The following is a 17,423-nucleotide window of genomic DNA, read 5'->3' as shown; positions in this document are numbered from 1 at the left end:
CCAAATAGCGAGGCCTTTTTTATTGGATCTTATGAAATTTATCGACGAAGCTCGTATTGAAGTAGTGGCAGGCCATGGCGGCTCTGGAAGCGCTTCGATGCGTCGCGAAAAATTTATTGAATTTGGCGGACCGGATGGTGGTGATGGCGGTCGAGGTGGCAGCGTGTATGCCATCGCTGATCGAAACATCAATACCTTGGTAGATTATCGTTTTGCTAAAAAACATTTGGCGCAAAATGGTGAACCAGGCAGGGGTGCGGATTGTTATGGTCGCGCAGGTGAAGACATTGAATTGCGTATGCCAGTGGGCACCATCATTCATGACATGGATACCAATGAAGTCATCGCAGATTTGACTTATCACGGTCAGCGTTTGTGTTTGGCCAAAGGTGGCGCTGGTGGTTGGGGAAATTTACATTTCAAGAGCAGTACCAATCGTGCGCCAAGACAAAAGACCAGTGGTTTACCTGGTGAAGAACACAAGCTCAGATTAGAACTAAAAGTGTTGGCTGATGTTGGTTTACTGGGAATGCCTAACGCTGGCAAGTCAACATTGATCACAGCAGTCTCGAATGCACGACCTAAGATTGCAGACTATCCCTTCACAACTTTGCATCCTAATTTAGGTGTGGTGCGAGTAGGCGCTGAGCGAAGCTTTGTGATAGCTGATATCCCAGGATTGATTGAAGGTGCAGCAGAAGGTGCTGGCCTTGGGCATCGTTTTTTACGACATTTACAGCGTACCAATTTATTGTTGCATTTGGTCGATATGGCTCCATTTGATGACAATGTCGATATTGTTGGAGAAGCCAAAGCGATTGTGAATGAGCTGAAGAAATACGATGAATCTTTGCATGACAAACCTCGTTGGTTGGTTTTGAACAAGGTCGACATGATTCCTACTGAGGAACGTGCAGCCAAAATCAAAGCTTTCATCAAGGCTTATGGTTGGAAAGGTCCTGTCTTTGAAATTTCAGCTTTGACTGGAGAAGGTTGCCAACAACTTTGTTATGCGATTCAGACGGATTTGGATGCTAAAAAAGCTCAGCGAGATGAGGCTGAAGAACATGATGCTGATCCACGTTTTCAGAATCAAGATTTGGATGACGACGAAGTTAATGACTAAAAGTTAATGATTAAACATTAACGACTAAAAATAAATGTATTCAAGGAGTGCCTGGTGAGCAAAGCAATACAAGATGCAAATTGCATCGTGATCAAAGTAGGTTCAACACTCGTGACCAATCGTGGTCAGGGGCTTGATCATGCGGCGATTGGTCGTTGGGCCGCTCAAATGGCTGAATTGCGCACAATGGGCAAGCAAGTAGTGATGGTCAGTTCGGGTGCGATTGCAGAGGGCATGCAGCGCTTGAATTGGACCAAGCGTCCTACCGATATTCATGAATTACAAGCTGCTGCTGCTGTTGGTCAAATGGGCTTGGTGCAAGTTTATGAAACTTGTTTTGCTCAATATGGCATTAGAACGGCACAAGTGTTACTCACCAATGCTGACTTGGCAGATGAGCAAAGAAATCAAAATGCACGCATGACTTTATTGACTCTTCTAAAGCATGGCGTTGTGCCTATCATCAATGAAAACGACACTGTGGTCACTGATGAAATCAAGTTTGGTGACAACGATACTTTAGGTGCTTTGGTTACCAATTTGATTGAAGCGGATGCTTTGATTATTTTGACTGATCAAGGTGGCTTATTCAGCGCTGATCCACGCAGCGATTCAAATGCACATTTGATTCAAGAAGCACAAGCTGGTGACCCTGCTTTAGAAAAAATGGCTGGTGGTGCAGGCAGTGATATTGGTAAAGGCGGCATGCTCACAAAAGTATTGGCAGCAAAGGTTGCTGCTCAGTCAGGTGCTGACACTGTGATTGCGTCTGGTCTTGAAGACAATGTCTTGGTTCGTCTGGCTAAAGGTGAGCCTATCGGCTCTCAGCTCACAGCTAAGAAGTGAGCAAGTCTAAATAAATCTTAAGCTTAAGGTTTTAGCAAAGGAATGATTTCTTTTACGCTTCTGCGTGGAATCACGCTTTCACAAAAGGCATCTTTAACCAGAGCAGCATGATACGAGTTGTAGCTTGTATTTCTAATGCCTTGCCAACGACTGTTGGCAGATTTACTCCACTTACCGTCCGATAGCATCGTGGCATACAGGCGCCACTCATATTTTTCACAACGAATTCCTTCGTAACTAACTTGTTGGGCGCCACTGGATGAAGTGATGACAACAACATAGCGAATCACTCCATCCTTGCCAATATTGATTGATTGCGCATCCAATGAAAATTGAAGTTGAGTGGCTGTTGAAACATAAAATGGTTTTAAGTCTGTGGTTGGTGGAGTAGCTGGAATCTTAACCTCTATCTCTTGCCAAAAGCGCGGGGCATCAAAATCATCCTCATCAGCTGGATCTAGTGTTCTATATTGTGCAAAAGATAATGAACTTGCCAGAGCTAAAAAGATAAAAAATGTCTTAAAAAAGAATGTGATTTTCAAGAAGGCTCCGAATCTTTTTTGATCTCATGATGAGAGGTTTTACAAAAGTCTAACGGTGAACCCCAAGGCATCATCATCATGCGAGGTCCGCGGGAGATATACCTGGCCAACTCAGATAAGGCCAATTCATATACTTCACGTTTGAAATCAATCACCACATCCAACGGAATCCAATAAGGACTCCAGCGCCAGGCATCAAATTCTGGGTGGTCTGTGGCTCGCAAACAAACATCGCTGTCACGACCCACCATGCGTAAAAGGAACCAAATTTGCTTTTGGCCACGGTAAGCTTGGCGTGTTGAGCGACGGGCAGTATTTGCTGCTGATGGACGACGCAAGAACTCCTGTGGCACGTCATAACGTAGCCATTCACGGGTTCGTCCAATAATTTGGACGTGTTGCGGCTCTAGACCGATCTCCTCATGCAACTCGCGATACATTGCCTGCTCTGGGTTTTCACCGTGTTGGATACCACCTTGCGGGAACTGCCAAGAGTGCTGGCCAACACGTTTCCCCCAAAATACTTCGTTGCGTTGATTGAGTAGAACGATGCCGACGTTGGGTCTGTACCCTTCTCTGTCGAGCATATTCGTGCCTTAATCCTTTAATCCTTTAAAATCAATAAATTGATTATAGCTATATAGCCTATCCATTATTTTATAAAGTGAACCATGAAAGCCAGTCAATTTTTTATCCGTACCTTAAAAGAAGCCCCAGCCGATGCGGAAATCGTTTCCCACAAGCTCATGATGCGTGCTGGCTTGATACGAAAGCTGGGCGCCGGCATCTACAACTATATGCCCATGGGTCTTAAGGTTATTAGGAAGGTCGAGGGCATCATCCGTGAAGAGATGGATAAGGCTGGAGCCGTTGAGCTTTTAATGCCAGTTGTTCAGCCAGCTGAACTATGGCAAGAAACAGGTCGTTGGGACAAGATGGGCCCAGAGTTATTGCGCATCAAAGACCGTCATGATCGCGACTTTTTGATTCAGCCAACGTCTGAGGAAGTGGTGACTGACATTGCTCGTCATGAAATCAAGAGTTACAAGCAATTACCCGTCAATTTTTATCAAATTCAAACAAAATTTAGAGATGAGCGCCGTCCACGCTTTGGCATCATGCGCGGCCGTGAGTTCAGCATGAAAGACGCTTATTCTTTTGACAGAGATGTCGAAGGTATGAAAGTGTCTTACGCCAAGATGTTCGATGCCTATACCCGCATTTTCCAGCGCTTAGGACTGAACTTCAGAGCCGTTAATGCAGATAACGGTGCTATTGGAGGAACTGGTAGTCAAGAGTTCCACGTGATCGCAGATACGGGAGAGGATGCCATTGCATACTGCCCAAGCTCTGACTATGCCGCAAATATTGAAACTGCTGAAGCGCTTTCATTGATTGCAAGCAGAGGCGCTGCCTCTCAAGCGATGGCCTTAACACCGACACCTGGTCAGGTGAAGTGTGAAGAGGTGGCGCAATTCTTAAAGTGTTCGATTGAGAAAACAGTTAAGTCAATTGTCTTGGCGGTTGATCAAGAAGAGGGTGCGAAGCTATTTTTATTATTGATTCGTGGCGATCATGAATTAAATGAAATCAAAGCAAGCAAAGTGCCAGGCTTAACTGACTTCCGTTTTGCCACAGAAGCAGAGATCATTGAGTATTTTGGTACTCCTCCTGGCTATTTAGGCCCAGTGAAAACAAACAAGCCATTGACGATTGTGGCCGATAGAACAGTTGCCAATATGAGCGATTTCATTTGCGGTGCTAATCAAGAAGGCCACCATTTAACAGGTGTTAATTGGGGTCGTGATTTACCTGAGCCAATCGTCGCTGATTTGCGCAATGTGATTGCTGGTGATTCATCACCAGATGGTAAGGGTGTTCTAGAAATTTGTCGTGGTATTGAAGTGGGCCATGTGTTTCAGCTAGGTACCCGTTATTCAGAGTCGATGAATGCTGTTTATTTAGATGAAAAAGGTCAGTCTCAACCAATGGTGATGGGTTGTTATGGCATTGGTGTGACTCGTTTATTGGGCGCTGCGATTGAGCAACGTTTTGATGATCGCGGCATCATGTGGCCAGTATCGATTGCACCGTTCCAGGTGGTTTTATGCCCAATGGGTTATGACCGTTCTGACATGGTTCGCGAAGCTGCTGACAAACTCTACCAAGACTTAATGTCTGCAGGCATCGAGGTAATTTTGGATGATCGCGGCGAGCGTCCTGGTGCGATGTTTGCAGATTGGGAATTGATCGGCGTGCCATACCGTGTGGTGATTGGTGAGCGTGGTTTGAAGGAAGGTCAGTTGGAGTTTCAAGCTCGCACCGATGCTGAAGCATCAGTGATACCAGTAGGTGATGTCGCTAAAAAAGTGACTGATTTAGTGAAAGCTCAATTAGCATCTTGAGGATTCGTTCAAATCAAAAGTAAGGCCCACAAAAAAGCCAGATCATTGATCTGGCTTTTTGTTTGAATGTTTAAGTGAAAATTAAGTGAAAAATATTTAACGCTTGAACATATTCCCCATGCCCTTGGCTGCCATGCCACCGAGCATCTTTGCCATCTTGCCGCCTTTGAATTGTTTCATCATAGATTGCATTTGTTCAAATTGAGCCAAGACACGATTCACTTCTTGTACTTGAACTCCTGCACCAGCAGCAATACGACGTTTTCTACTTGCTTTAAGAAGTTCAGGTTTTCTTCTTTCTGCTGGCGTCATGCTGTCGATGATGCCTTGTGTGCGCGCCACTTGTTTATCAGCAACACTCATGTCCTGCTTGGCGGCTGCTTGAGCAAACTTTGCCGGTAATTTATCAATCATGCTACCTAAACCACCCATTTGGCGCATTTGCGTGATTTGCATGCGGAAATCATTTAAATCAAAGCCACCTTTTTTAACTTTGTCAGCTAATTTTTGAGCTTGGTCGAAATCAACATTCTTTTGTGCTTGTTCAACCAATGCCAGAATGTCGCCCATGCCCAAAATGCGGCTGGCCATTCGGTCCGCATCAAATGGTTCAAGACCATCCAGCTTTTCAGCAACACCTGCAAACTTAATTGGAACGCCGGTGATATGTTGAACTGAGAGCGCTGCACCACCTCGTGCATCACCATCTAGCTTGGTCAAAATCACACCGGTTAATGGCAGTGCTTCATTGAATGCTTTTGCTGTGTTGACAGCATCTTGACCCAACATCGCGTCGACCACAAAGAGTGTTTCGATTGGGTTCAAGATTTGATGCAAGGAACTGATTTCTTGCATCATCATTTCATCAATACCCAGGCGGCCTGCCGTATCCACAATCAATACATCGTGATAGTGGCGTTTGGCCCAATCCAAGGCATCGCGCGCAATGTCTTTGGGCTTTTGGTTTTCATCGCTAGGAAAGAAATCTGTGCCAGCTTGCTCGCTGACCATTTGTAATTGTTTGATGGCGGCTGGACGGTAAACGTCGCAAGACACGGTCAATACTTTTTTCTTCTGTGTGTCTTTTAACCATTTAGCTAATTTGCCAACAGAAGTTGTTTTACCCGCACCTTGAAGACCTGCCATCAAAATAATGGCCGGTGGTTGAGCTGCTAAGTTGAGTCGACCCGCGCTTGGATTGCCCATGATCGCGGTGAGTTCTTTTTGAACAACACCCACCAATGCTTGACCAGGGCTTAAACTATCAAGAACCTCAACTCCAAGAGCTTTTTGTTTGATGTTATTGATGAGTTCTTTGACAACGGGGAGTGCAACGTCAGCCTCTAATAGGGCTAAACGTACCTCGCGAAGCATTTCGGCGGTATTTTCTTCGGTCAGTCTGGCCTGACCTCGCATGGTTTTAACCACACGACTTAAACGATCTGTTAGATTTTGAAACATATGAGCATTAAACTGTAGATATGAACATTTTAGGTCACCCCAGCTTCGCATGGATACCCAGCGCTTTATATTTCTTGTTTTTTTTACGAGAAATCAGGGTTTACTCGCAAAATTCTGAAAAGAATCAAGACTCTCCAGTGGTGTCGAGTCTATCCCAATGGCTTTTGTTGCCGATCATTCTTTTGCATGGCGTCACCTTGCATGAATCTATCTTTACTCAGCAAGGTTTCATTTTTGGTTTTGCCCAAGCCCTATCAACCATGGCTTGGATTGGTGTCACATTTTTTTGGTTTGAAAGTTGGTATTTACCAATCAAGGGCTTGAGAGCAATCATTTTGTTGGCGGCCTGTGTCACAGCCATCTTGCCGATCATTTTTTCTGGATCAGTTCTATCAGCTCGCTCCATTGATGATCCATGGTTCAGAGCTCATTTCATTGTGGCGAATGTGGCCTATGGTTTATTGAGCCTTGCTGCGCTTCATGCCATTTTGATGCATTGGCAAGATCGTCATTTGCACATGCCAACTCATGACAAAGCAAATAGTTTTTTTGCTAAATGGGGTAATCGTTTGCCACCATTGATGAGCATGGAAAGCATTCTTTTTAGAATCATCACGGTTGGATTTGCTTTGTTAACTTTGACTGTGTTCTCTGGATTGTTTTTCAGCCAAGCATTGTTTGGGCGCGCTTTGTTTTGGGATCACAAAACAATTTTTGGATTCTTATCTTGGGTGATGTTTGCCGGATTGTTGATCGCACGCTGGCGTGTTGGCTTGCGAGGTTTAACAGCCGTTCGTTGGGTGCTGGGATCTTTTGGAGTTTTATTGATGGCTTATGTAGGTAGTCGTTTCGTTTTAGAGGTATTGATCCAACGATGAAATGGTTACTCTTCACCTTGATCCTCACGGGTTTGATCATTTGGTGGCGTTATGCGCAAATTTCTCAAAACAATCGATCAAGTGCCAAGCCGCAAGCAAAGCCAGCGCCCAAGACCTCATCTCCAGCCAAATCAGTTGAGCCCAAAAATATGGCGCAGTGTCCTCATTGTGGTTTGAGGTTTCCGCAAGGTGAAGGAGTCGGTGCCTATTGCTCTCGTGAGCATCGTTCCAGTATTGATCCCAAAGGTTGGTGGGGTGAAGCAGAGTGGATCAAATCTCCAAACTATGATTCGAGACCTGAAGGGATTCCGGTTGAGCTGGTGTTGATGCATCACATCAGTTTGCCGCCAGGGCAGTTTGGTGGGAATCATATCGCTGATTTTTTTCAAAATAAATTAGACCCCAAAGCACATCCTTATTTCGCGGAAATTGCCGACCGACAAGTGTCGAGTCATTTTTTAATTCGGCGCGATGGTCATGTTCAACAGTTTGTATCAACTTTGAATCGTGCTTGGCATGCAGGGGTCTCTGATTATTTTGGGCGCGAGCGCTGCAATGATTTTTCAATTGGTATTGAATTAGAGGGTAGTGATGATGTGCCTTTTGGTCCAGCCCAGTACACGGCACTGAAAGAATTGGTCGCCGCTTTGCAAAAATTTCATCCAATTTCTGCCTTTGCTGGTCACAGTGATGTGGCTCCTGGTCGAAAAACTGATCCAGGGATTCACTTTGAATGGCAAAGATTTGCTCAGGATGCCAATATCCCGTCAAGGCAACTTCCCTACGGTCTTGAAAACAGAAATTAGGCTTTTCAATTAAGTCTTAGCTTATTGGGTTAGTAAGTACTAACCATCCAAATATTTATTCTAAAAAGCCCTAAAACGGTGCCAAAAAATCAATAAAAAGTGGCTCAGATTAGGGATTTCGATAGGTATTTTTGACAAAAAATCCTTATCAAAATAATCATAAATACCCTATACTTAGTACCGTTGTCGCAGGAAAAACACTAAATGTAGTGTTCTTTACAGCGAATAGCCGTTGAAAAAATCAAAAAAATAGACTTTTTACCCAATTAATACATATATATAGATAGATAAAGGGAGTTCGAATGACCTACGTAGACCCACAAGTTTCAGGCCAAACATCCAATCCATTTTCTGGCCAAGCAACTGGTCAAGTTAGTCAAAGTCCTTCAGAGGGCTTTGTGGCCGGTGGGGTCGGTGGTGCCCAGGCAACTCAATTAAGCGATTACAAAATCATTCGTCGCAATGGTTCAGTTGTATCGTTTGAACCATCAAAAATTGCCATCGCAGTTACAAAAGCATTTTTAGCAGTTAATGGTGGCCAGGGTGCTGCATCAGCACGTGTGCGTGAGCAAGTAGAGCAATTAACTCAAGTGGTTGTGCGAGCTTTATTGCGCAGCCGTCCTAATGGCGGAACTTTCCACATTGAAGATATTCAAGACCAAGTTGAATTGGCGTTGATGCGCAGTGGTGAGCACAACGTGGCGCGTGCTTACGTGCTTTATCGTGAGAAGCGCAATCAAGAGCGCGCAGCTCAAGTGGCAGCTCAGCCGGTAGCTCCAATCGTTGATCACCCAGGAATCAACGTGAGTGACAACGGTGTGATCAAGCCATTAGATATGGTTGCGTTACAAATGGTGATCCAGGCTGCTTGTGAAGGTTTAGGTAATGCAGTGAATGCAGAGCCAATCATCAAAGAAACTATCAAAGGTTTGTATGAAGGCGTTCCAATGGCTCAGGTCTATGACTCAGCTATTTTGGCTTCACGCACATGGATTGAAAACGATCCAGCCTACAGCCAGGTGACTGCACGTATTTTGATGCACACCATCCGTAAAGAAATCCTAGGCCGTGAAGTACCACAAGGCGCAATGGCTGCTGAATACATCAGCTACTTCCCACAATTCATCAAGCAGGGCGTGGATGCAGAGTTACTAGACAAGCGTTTATTGACTTATGACTTGGTTAAGTTGGGCGCCGCTTTGAAAGCTGATCGTGATTTGCAGTTCAACTATTTGGGCTTGCAGACTTTGTATGACCGTTATTTCTTGCACATTGAAGATCACCGCATTGAAATGCCTCAGGCATTCTTCATGCGCGTGGCGATGGGCTTGGCATTGAATGAAGTGAATCGCGAAGATCGTGCAATTGAATTCTATGAAATCTTGTCAACATTCGATTTCATGTCCAGCACACCAACTTTGTTCAACTCAGCCACATTGCGCTCACAGTTGTCTAGCTGCTACCTCACAACAATTCCAGATGACTTGGATGGTATTTACGAAGGTTTGAAAGAAAACGCTTTGTTATCTAAGTTTGCAGGTGGCTTGGGTAACGACTGGACGAATGTGCGTTCTTTGGGCAGTCATATCAAAGGAACTAATGGCAAATCTCAAGGCGTTGTACCGTTCTTGAAGGTGGTGAACGACACAGCGGTTGCGGTTAACCAAGGTGGTAAGCGTAAAGGCGCGGTTTGTGCCTATTTAGAAACTTGGCACTTAGACGTGGAAGAGTTCCTAGAGTTGCGTAAGAACACTGGTGATGACCGTCGTCGTACGCACGACATGAACACCGCTAACTGGATTCCAGACTTATTCATGAAGCGTGTGATGGAAAAAGGCGAGTGGACATTGTTCACGCCATCAACTTGCCCAGATTTGCACGACAAGTTCGGTTTGGAGTTCGAAAAAGCATATTTGGCTTATGAGCAAAAAGCAGCCAACGGTGAAATCAAGCCATTCAAAAAGGTCAGTGCCTTGGATATGTGGCGCAAGATGTTGGGCATGTTGTTTGAAACAGGCCACCCATGGATCACTTTCAAGGACCCATGTAACGTTCGCAGCCCTCAGCAGCACGTTGGCGTGGTTCACTCATCAAACTTGTGTACAGAAATCACTTTGAACACCAATGAGACAGAAATCGCTGTTTGTAACTTGGGTTCAGTGAACTTGGCTGTTCATTTGAAGACCGATGCCAGCGGCAATTTGGTACTTGATCACGAGAAACTCCAAAAAACCATCCGCACAGCGATGCGCATGTTGGATAACGTGATTGATATTAACTATTACGCAGTTGCTAAAGCCCGTAACTCAAACATGAAGCATCGTCCAGTTGGTATGGGCATCATGGGCTTCCAGGATTGCTTGCACATGTTGCGCATTCCTTATGCCAGCGATGCAGCGGTTCAATTCGCTGATGAATCTATGGAAGCTGTTTGCTATTACGCTTACTTGGCCTCAACAGAGTTGGCCGAAGAGCGTGGCACTTACGAGACTTACAAGGGTTCTTTATGGGATCGCGGCATCCTGCCACAGGATTCAGTGAAATTGTTAGCTGAACAGCGCGGTGGCTATGTTGAAGTTGATATGTCATCTAAGATGGATTGGACACCAGTGCGTAACCGTATCAAGCAGTTCGGTATGCGCAATTCAAACTGCGTGGCGATTGCACCAACAGCGACAATCTCTAACATCATCGGTGTTTCAGCTTGTATCGAGCCAACATATCAGAACTTGTTTGTGAAATCTAACCTTTCAGGTGAATTCACCGTGGTGAACGACTATTTGGTTCGCGATTTGAAGGCTCGTGGTCTGTGGGATGAAGTCATGATTGCTGACTTGAAGTACTTTGACGGCTCATTGTCAAAAATCGATCGCATTCCTCAAGATTTGCGTGATTTGTACGCAACAGCATTTGAAGTTGAGCCCCAGTGGTTGGTTGAAGCTGCCTCACGTCGTCAAAAATGGATCGATCAAGCTCAGTCATTGAATATTTACATGGCGGGTGCATCTGGTAAGAAATTGGATGACACCTATAAGCTTGCTTGGTTGCGTGGTTTAAAAACAACATATTACTTGCGCACGATTTCTGCCACTCACGTTGAGAAATCAACGGTCAAAGGTGGTGCTTTGAACTCAGTGTCAAACGGTGATCCAACTTTGGCAGCGGCTGCGGCAGCAGCAGCTGAAGCAGATGGTCCGGTTTGCACAATGCGCCCAGGCGATGCTGGCTTTGACGAATGCGAAGCTTGCCAATAAGTCGTATAGTTGATGCTTATAAAAATGCAATTTAAAAAGAATTTGGAGAACACATTATGTTGAATTGGGAAGAAGAGACGGCCGCAACACCAGTTGCAAAAGCAGCGCCAGTAATGACCCCATCTGTTACTGCGGAAAACAGTCCTTTGCCAAACCGCCCAATGCCGATGCCAATGTCATCAGCATCAGCTCCTTCAGCAACGATTGACCCAGAAGATGCTGCTGCTCGTCGCGTGAACGTGGCCGATAAGCGCATCATCAACGGTTCAACAGATGTGAACCAATTGGTGCCATTTAAATATAAATGGGCTTGGGAGAAGTATTTGGCTGGTTGCGCAAACCACTGGATGCCTCAAGAGATCAATATGACTCGCGACATCGCTCTTTGGAAAGACCCTAATGGTCTAACTGAAGACGAGCGCCGCATCATCATGCGTAACCTAGGATTCTTTGTGACAGCTGACTCATTGGCAGCCAATAACATCGTTTTAGGTACTTATCGCCAGATCACTGCCCCAGAATGCCGTCAATATTTATTGCGTCAGGCTTTTGAAGAGGCGATTCATACCCATGCCTACCAATATATTGTGGAATCTTTGGGTCTAGACCAGGCTGAGATCTTCAATGCGTACCATGAAGTGAAGTCAATTCGTGACAAAGACGAGTTTTTGATCCCATTCATCGATGTTTTGACTGATCCATCATTCAAAACAGGTACTCCGGAGAACGATCAGAAGCTTCTCCGCTCACTAATTGTGTTCGCTTGCATCATGGAAGGTTTGTTCTTCTATGTTGGTTTTACGCAAATTTTGGCGATGGGCCGTCAAAATAAGATGACCGGTGCCGCAGAGCAGTATCAGTACATCTTGCGTGATGAGTCATTGCATTGCAACTTTGGCATCGACATGATCAACCAGATTAAGTTGGAAAACCCACATTTGTGGACGCCAGAGTTCAAAGAAGAGTTGCGCGGTTTGTTCGAAAAAGCGGTTGAGTTAGAGTACCGCTACGCCGAAGACACTATGCCTAGAGGGGTTCTAGGCTTGAACGCGCCAATGTTCAAAGGTTACTTGCGCTACATTTGCAACCGCCGTTGCATGCAAATTGGTCTTGAAGCAATGTTCCCGAACGAAGAAAATCCATTCCCATGGATGAGCGAAATGATCGACTTGAAGAAGGAAAGAAACTTCTTTGAAACTCGCGTTATTGAATATCAAACTGGTGGTGCGTTGAACTGGGAGTAAATTTTTTTTAAAATAATTAATGACAACGCATCTCTTAAGTTGTACTATCACGAAAGTTATAAAAACACTAGGAGAAAAAACTGTTGATAGGTAGTAGCCAACAACACGGATTAAAACCGAAAACTCTGAATCATCAGAGCGAGTTGTCATCTATTTCTTTTGATAGTTCTAAACGTTCTTCTGACTTATTTAAAAAGCCGTCACCTGCAGAGGTCACGGCTTTTTTTCCAAGATTCATTAGCGTGCGACGTGTAGTGAGTGGCGCGCCGATGAATGGCTCGCTCACACGAAGTTGGTGTGGTCGGGTTTCTTTAATCAGTAGTATTAGTAAATCACTCTCACGTGAAGGAGTTTAATATGGCAACTGCCAAGAAAAAACCTGCTGCAAAGAAACCAGCTGCTAAAAAAGTAGCTGCAAAGAAACCAGCTGCTAAAAAAGTAGCTGCTAAGAAGCCTGCTGCTAAGAAAGCTGCTGCTAAGAAGCCTGCTGCTAAAAAAGTAGCTGCTAAAAAGCCTGCTGCTAAAAAAGCTGCTGCTAAAAAGCCTGCTGCTAAGAAAAAAGTAGCTGCTAAGAAGCCTGCTGCTAAAAAAGCTGCTGCTAAAAAGCCTGCTGCTAAGAAAAAAGTAGCTGCTAAGAAGCCTGCTGCAAAAAAAGCTGCTAAAAAAGTAGTAAAAAAAAAGTAAGTAAGCCTGCTGCTAAAAAGCCGGCTGCTAAAGCTGCTCCTGCCTCAACAGCAAAGACAGTTTTAAATCCGGCTGCTGCTTGGCCTTTCCCAACGGGTTCTCGTCCTTAATTTATTAGGGACTGGTTCCCAGAGGGAATCAAACCCGCTATAGCTTAACGCCTTAGCGGGTTTTTTCTTTGGTGGAACTGATGAGTTGCTAGTTTAGAAATTAGTAGCTGTAGCCAAATGCTTGTTTGAACTGCATTTGAATGGCTTCTTGAGATGGGCAATGATTTTGAGGACCTTGGCTGGCAATTTTGATGGAGCCCATTAAGCTTGCTAAGCGACCGGTCACTTCCCAATCAAATCCTTGCTCGATACCATAGAGTAATCCACCCCTGAAAGCATCCCCGCAACCAGTTGGATCAATCGCTTTTCCGACAGGCACCACTGGAATTTCGATTTTCTTATCTTGGGTATGGATTTCTGCTCCTTGAGCACCTTTGGTGACAATTAAAGCTGAAACCCGTTCCGCAATCTTTTCTAAAGATAGGCCAGTTCTTTGAGCCAGCATTTCACCTTCATAGTCATTCACGGCCACATAGGTTGCTTGCTCAATGAAAGCCAAGAGTTCTTGACCATCAAACATTGGTAAGCCCTGGCCTGGATCAAAAATGAATGGAATCTTTGCATCTGCCAATTGCTGACAATGTTCGACCATACCTTGTCTGCCATCTGGAGCCACAATCGCAATTTTTGGTAATTCAAGTTGCTTCTTCTGGCGTTGATTGATCACCTCAGCCACTGTGTTCAGATGTGACTCACCCATGGCGCCAGGATGAAAAGCGGTGATTTGATTGTTATCGCGGTCTGTTGTGATCATCGCTTGAGCAGTGAAAGCTTCTGGTAATTCGCGAATATGATCAGCGCTGATGTTGTATTTGGCTAATTGATCAAAGTAAGAGCCAGCATCGCCACCAACAGTGGCCATGATGATCGGCTCGCCACCCAATAGTTTGTGGTTGTAGGCAATATTGCCAGCACATCCACCAAATTCTCGACGCATGCTTGGAACTAAAAAGGCAACGTTCAAGATATGAATTTGGTCTGCCAAGATTTGATCTTGAAAGCGACCTTCAAAATTCATGATGGTGTCGTAGGCGATAGAGCCACAAATTAAGCTAGACATAAAGTTCCTTGGGTGGGTAAATTGGTTTAAATGAATGAAATGTGCGAATTATTGGGGTGATGTTTCCGTTGGCCTGTCATCAACATAGAGCAGGCGCACTCTAAATCCAGCAGCTTGTTGGGGTAAGCTCAAGAAAACATTGCTTGAGACTTCCTGAAGCGCTTGTGAACCCTTTGGAGTGATTTTGGCATCATCCTCTGGTAACCAATCTTGAGGGCTGAGAAGTTTCTCTGAGATCACCGCATCATTGGCATCCGTGATGGTGAGCATGACATGTGGCCAAGTGATTATCAAAGGTAATTTATTGCGGATTTGTAGTTCTAGTATTCCGGTGGCAGTTTGATTATTGCCAGGATTGATTTTTAGATTGGCTAATTCAATGGCCCAAGCAGAAAAGTCTCTTAAAGGGATGTCTTGGCAAGCAAACTGTTTGCAAAGTGACGCATCGATAGATTTGAACGCTTTAAACAAAGGTTCTTGAATACTGGTAGGCGCTTTGGAGATTTGTAATGCAATGGCATGTCTGCCAAGGTGCATTAGTTGTAAAACAATCACCATCATTAATGCAACTAAGCTGACCCAGCCAAACGAAGTGAGAAGTTGATTCTTTATTGGGGAGATAGCCGACTTGCTTAAGTTTTCGCTAGTTTTTGCTGTTTTTTTTTGAGTGTCAGAAGCTTGGCTTATTTGGTCTGAAGTTAATTGGCCAGTTAAGCACACCCAACCATCACATTCACGCCAAACGTGCAGTTGAATCCATGGTTGATAAGTTCCGATGACTTCTTCAGCTTGGCGCTCAAGAATGCCTGATAAAACAATGTGACCATTTGGTGCAATGCGTTGGCAAAGTGCTGGGGCAAGAACTTGAAGTGGATTGGCCAAGATGTTCGCAACCACCACATCGTGCTGGCTATGAGTGCCATCTTCTTCTGGCAATCTAAAGTCAACAGTTACTTCATTGCGTTCGGCATTATCTTTGGCGGAAATGACTGCTTGAGGATCAATATCAATGCCAAGTGCGTCACCGCAACCCAAACGTTTGGCAGCAATTGCCAAAATGCCTGAGCCACAACCGTAGTCTAGAAGTGTTTTGCTGGATAAATCAGGGTGCTCTTCCAACCATTGCATGCACAACTTCGTGGTTGGATGACTGCCTGTACCAAAAGCAAGTCCAGGATCAACGGCCAAACAAACCGCGTTTGGATCATTGGGGGCATCGTGCCAAGATGGCACCACCCACAAACGTTGACCTACTTGAATAGGTTCAAACTGTGATTGTGTGAGACGCACCCAGTCTTGTTCTTCAACGCTTCTTTCTGAAGGGGTGTTGATCTGAAAACCGGCTTCAGTCAAAGTCGAGGAAATTTCTGTAGCACTCAAGCCTTGTTCATCAAAGAGCGCTATGACTTGAGATTGTTCCCAAGCTTGTCGATCAGGCGTTAGACCTGGTTCTCCATACAAGGGTTTTTCAGATTCAGTGTCGGCAGCTGCATCACTGACCGAAATCGATAGGGCGCCCAATTCCATGAGAGCATCCCCGAGATCTTCTGCAAGATCTTCGGAGACGGTAAATACAAGTTCACGAAATGCCATGGAAGAGTAAGTAGCTAATGGCTATGAATTACTTCGTGTTGCCACGTTTTGATGCTGCTTGCTCCTCAAGCTTGTGCTCTAGGTAGTGAATGCTCGTACCACCTTGTTCAAACTTTGGATCTAACATCAATTCACGATGCAAAGGAATGTTGGTCAAAATGCCGTCGATCGCAACTTCAGATAAAGCGATGCGCATGCGGCGAATCGCTTGTTCACGAGTTGTGCCGTAGGCAATCAATTTACCAATCATTGAGTCATAAGTTGGTGGCACAAAGTAACCAGCGTAAGCATGGGAATCAACGCGAATGCCAGGGCCGCCAGGCATGTGCCAAGATTGAATGCGACCTGGGCTTGGCATGAATTTCACAGGATCTTCAGCATTGATACGGCATTCAATGGCATGACCTCTGAATTCAATGTCTTTTTGACGGAAAGGTAACTTTTCGCCAGCCGCAATGTGAATCTGTTGCTGAACAATATCAATGCCAGTGATCAATTCAGTCACTGGGTGCTCAACTTGAACACGGGTGTTCATCTCGATGAAGTAGAACTCGTCGTTTTCATATAAAAACTCAAAAGTACCCGCACCGCGATAGCCAATTTTTCTACAGGCTTCAGCACAACGCTCGCCAATTTTGGCAATCAAGCGACGATCAATGCCAGGTGCTGGAGCTTCTTCAATCACTTTTTGGTGACGACGTTGCATAGAGCAATCACGCTCACCTAAGTACACGGCATTTTTATGGGTATCGGCCAGAATCTGAATTTCTACGTGGCGAGGGTTCTCTAAGAACTTCTCCATATAGACTTCTGGATTACCGAAAGCACGACCAGCTTCTTCGCGAGTCATATTCACGGCATTGATCAAGTGCGCTTCAGTGTGAACCACACGCATACCTCGACCACCACCACCACCGGCGGCTTTGATGATCACCGGATAACCAACTTTTTTAGCCGTGGCCAAAATTTCTTTTGGGTTATCAGGCAAAGCGCCTTCTGAACCTGGAACGCATGGCACGCCTGAACGAATCATGGCTTGCTTGGCAGACACTTTGTCACCCATCAAGCGAATCGATTCTGCTGTTGGGCCGATGAACACAAAACCAGATTGTTCAACGCGCTCAGCAAAATCAGCGTTTTCTGATAAGAAGCCGTAACCTGGGTGAATCGCTTGAGCATCTGTCACTTCTGCAGCAGAAATGATCGCTGGCATGTTCAGATAGCTCAGAGCTGATGGTGCTGGACCGATACAAACAGCTTCATCAGCTAATTTGACGTATTTGGCATCGCGATCTGCTTCTGAGAACACGACCACTGTTTTGATGCCCATCTCGCGACAGGCTCTTTGAATACGAAGTGCGATTTCGCCGCGATTGGCGATAAGAATCTTTTCAAACATTGGGTAACCTTTGTG

13 protein-coding genes and 2 pseudogenes are annotated in these 17,423 nt (G+C 45.1%); 8 read left to right on the top strand and 7 right to left on the bottom strand.

The features are described 5' to 3' along the window. The first annotated feature begins 31 nt into the window (after nt 1–31). Together obgE and proB are read left to right on the top strand one after the other, a co-directional pair. Entirely contained in the window at nt 32–1,126 is a 1,095-nt protein-coding gene (obgE, locus tag ICE88_RS03295; RefSeq protein ID WP_216249397.1) for a GTPase ObgE, read from the top strand. A gap of 54 nt (nt 1,127–1,180) precedes the next feature. After that, a pseudogene (gene proB, locus ICE88_RS03290) lies at nt 1,181–1,966 on the top strand (glutamate 5-kinase); the annotation flags it as partial. Nucleotides 1,967–1,995: 29 nt separating this feature from the next. On the opposite strand, the gene ICE88_RS03285 reads toward proB, so the two are convergent. Both ICE88_RS03285 and ICE88_RS03280 read right to left on the bottom strand, forming a co-directional pair. Further along, a complete protein-coding gene (locus tag ICE88_RS03285; protein WP_216249391.1) occupies nt 1,996–2,514 on the bottom strand; it encodes a CNP1-like family protein in 519 nt (172 codons plus the stop codon). Next, on the bottom strand, nt 2,511–3,101 hold the full coding sequence (locus ICE88_RS03280) for an RNA pyrophosphohydrolase (RefSeq protein WP_216249388.1): 591 nt from the start codon (nt 3,099–3,101) through the stop codon (nt 2,511–2,513). Before ICE88_RS03280 ends, ICE88_RS03285 begins: the two co-directional genes overlap by 4 nt. A gap of 84 nt (nt 3,102–3,185) precedes the next feature. Between ICE88_RS03280 and ICE88_RS03275 the strand changes: the two genes are divergently transcribed. Next, entirely contained in the window at nt 3,186–4,919 is a 1,734-nt protein-coding gene (locus ICE88_RS03275) for a proline--tRNA ligase (protein WP_216249384.1), read from the top strand. Between the two features lie 96 nt (nt 4,920–5,015). On the opposite strand, the gene ffh is transcribed toward ICE88_RS03275, so the two are convergent. Next, on the bottom strand, nt 5,016–6,380 hold the full coding sequence (gene ffh, locus ICE88_RS03270) for a signal recognition particle protein (RefSeq protein WP_216249380.1): 1,365 nt from the start codon (nt 6,378–6,380) through the stop codon (nt 5,016–5,018). Nucleotides 6,381–6,400: 20 nt separating this feature from the next. Here ffh and ICE88_RS03265 point away from each other — a divergent pair, with 20 nt between their 5' ends. The 5 genes from ICE88_RS03265 (at nt 6,401) to ICE88_RS03245 (ending at nt 13,246) form a co-directional block, all read left to right on the top strand. Further along, nucleotides 6,401–7,258: an inner membrane protein YpjD gene (locus ICE88_RS03265; RefSeq protein ID WP_216249377.1), complete on the top strand. Its 858-nt coding sequence runs from the start codon at nt 6,401–6,403 to the stop codon at nt 7,256–7,258. Beyond that, complete coding sequence (ampD, locus tag ICE88_RS03260; RefSeq protein ID WP_370624422.1) at nt 7,255–8,064, top strand: 1,6-anhydro-N-acetylmuramyl-L-alanine amidase AmpD; 810 nt, start codon at nt 7,255–7,257, stop codon at nt 8,062–8,064. The genes ICE88_RS03265 and ampD overlap by 4 nt, the downstream gene beginning before the upstream one ends. Before the next feature lie 302 nt (nt 8,065–8,366). After that, a complete protein-coding gene (locus ICE88_RS03255; protein WP_216249349.1) occupies nt 8,367–11,318 on the top strand; it encodes a ribonucleoside-diphosphate reductase subunit alpha in 2,952 nt (983 codons plus the stop codon). A 56-nt stretch (nt 11,319–11,374) separates the two neighbouring features. Continuing rightward, entirely contained in the window at nt 11,375–12,562 is a 1,188-nt protein-coding gene (locus tag ICE88_RS03250) for a ribonucleotide-diphosphate reductase subunit beta (RefSeq protein WP_216249346.1), read from the top strand. Nucleotides 12,563–12,919: 357 nt separating this feature from the next. Then, nucleotides 12,920–13,246: a histone H1-like repetitive region-containing protein gene (locus ICE88_RS03245; protein ID WP_255535186.1), complete on the top strand. Its 327-nt coding sequence runs from the start codon at nt 12,920–12,922 to the stop codon at nt 13,244–13,246. 210 nt (nt 13,247–13,456) lie between these two features. Here the strand turns inward: ICE88_RS03245 and ICE88_RS03240 are convergent, their stop codons facing one another. The 4 genes and pseudogenes from ICE88_RS03240 to accC form a co-directional block, all read right to left on the bottom strand. Beyond that, a complete protein-coding gene (locus ICE88_RS03240; RefSeq protein ID WP_216249343.1) occupies nt 13,457–14,416 on the bottom strand; it encodes a carbohydrate kinase family protein in 960 nt (319 codons plus the stop codon). A 48-nt stretch (nt 14,417–14,464) separates the two neighbouring features. After that, the gene (locus ICE88_RS08520) at nt 14,465–14,974 is read right to left on the bottom strand and encodes a DUF3426 domain-containing protein (RefSeq protein WP_255535303.1); all 510 of its coding nucleotides are present in this window, start codon (nt 14,972–14,974) and stop codon (nt 14,465–14,467) included. A 129-nt stretch (nt 14,975–15,103) separates the two neighbouring features. Beyond that, nucleotides 15,104–16,009 (bottom strand): annotated as a pseudogene (gene prmA, locus ICE88_RS08515) (50S ribosomal protein L11 methyltransferase); the annotation flags it as partial. A gap of 28 nt (nt 16,010–16,037) precedes the next feature. Further along, the gene (gene accC / locus ICE88_RS03230) at nt 16,038–17,408 is read right to left on the bottom strand and encodes an acetyl-CoA carboxylase biotin carboxylase subunit (protein WP_216249335.1); all 1,371 of its coding nucleotides are present in this window, start codon (nt 17,406–17,408) and stop codon (nt 16,038–16,040) included. Between the last annotated feature and the right edge of the window lie 15 nt (nt 17,409–17,423).

Origin of the sequence: Polynucleobacter sp. AM-26B4 (genome assembly GCF_018882285.1) — a bacterium.
Classification (GTDB): domain Bacteria; phylum Pseudomonadota; class Gammaproteobacteria; order Burkholderiales; family Burkholderiaceae; genus Polynucleobacter.
This window is presented reverse-complemented; position numbering and strand designations above follow the sequence as displayed.

Excerpts from the sequence above, each read along its gene's own strand:
- ICE88_RS03240 (WP_216249343.1), bottom strand. The coding sequence starts at position 14,416 with ATGTCTAGCTTAATTTGTGGCTCTATCGCCTACGACACCATCATGAAT.
- ICE88_RS03255 (WP_216249349.1), top strand. The coding sequence starts at position 8,367 with ATGACCTACGTAGACCCACAAGTTTCAGGCCAAACATCCAATCCATTT.
- ICE88_RS03275 (WP_216249384.1), top strand. The coding sequence starts at position 3,186 with ATGAAAGCCAGTCAATTTTTTATCCGTACCTTAAAAGAAGCCCCAGCC.
- obgE (WP_216249397.1), top strand. The coding sequence starts at position 32 with ATGAAATTTATCGACGAAGCTCGTATTGAAGTAGTGGCAGGCCATGGC.
- ffh (WP_216249380.1), bottom strand. The coding sequence starts at position 6,380 with ATGTTTCAAAATCTAACAGATCGTTTAAGTCGTGTGGTTAAAACCATG.
- ICE88_RS03280 (WP_216249388.1), bottom strand. The coding sequence starts at position 3,101 with ATGCTCGACAGAGAAGGGTACAGACCCAACGTCGGCATCGTTCTACTC.
- ICE88_RS03265 (WP_216249377.1), top strand. The coding sequence starts at position 6,401 with ATGAACATTTTAGGTCACCCCAGCTTCGCATGGATACCCAGCGCTTTA.
- ICE88_RS08520 (WP_255535303.1), bottom strand. The coding sequence starts at position 14,974 with ATGGTGATTGTTTTACAACTAATGCACCTTGGCAGACATGCCATTGCA.
- accC (WP_216249335.1), bottom strand. The coding sequence starts at position 17,408 with ATGTTTGAAAAGATTCTTATCGCCAATCGCGGCGAAATCGCACTTCGT.
- ICE88_RS03250 (WP_216249346.1), top strand. The coding sequence starts at position 11,375 with ATGTTGAATTGGGAAGAAGAGACGGCCGCAACACCAGTTGCAAAAGCA.
- ampD (WP_370624422.1), top strand. The coding sequence starts at position 7,255 with ATGAAATGGTTACTCTTCACCTTGATCCTCACGGGTTTGATCATTTGG.
- ICE88_RS03245 (WP_255535186.1), top strand. The coding sequence starts at position 12,920 with ATGGCAACTGCCAAGAAAAAACCTGCTGCAAAGAAACCAGCTGCTAAA.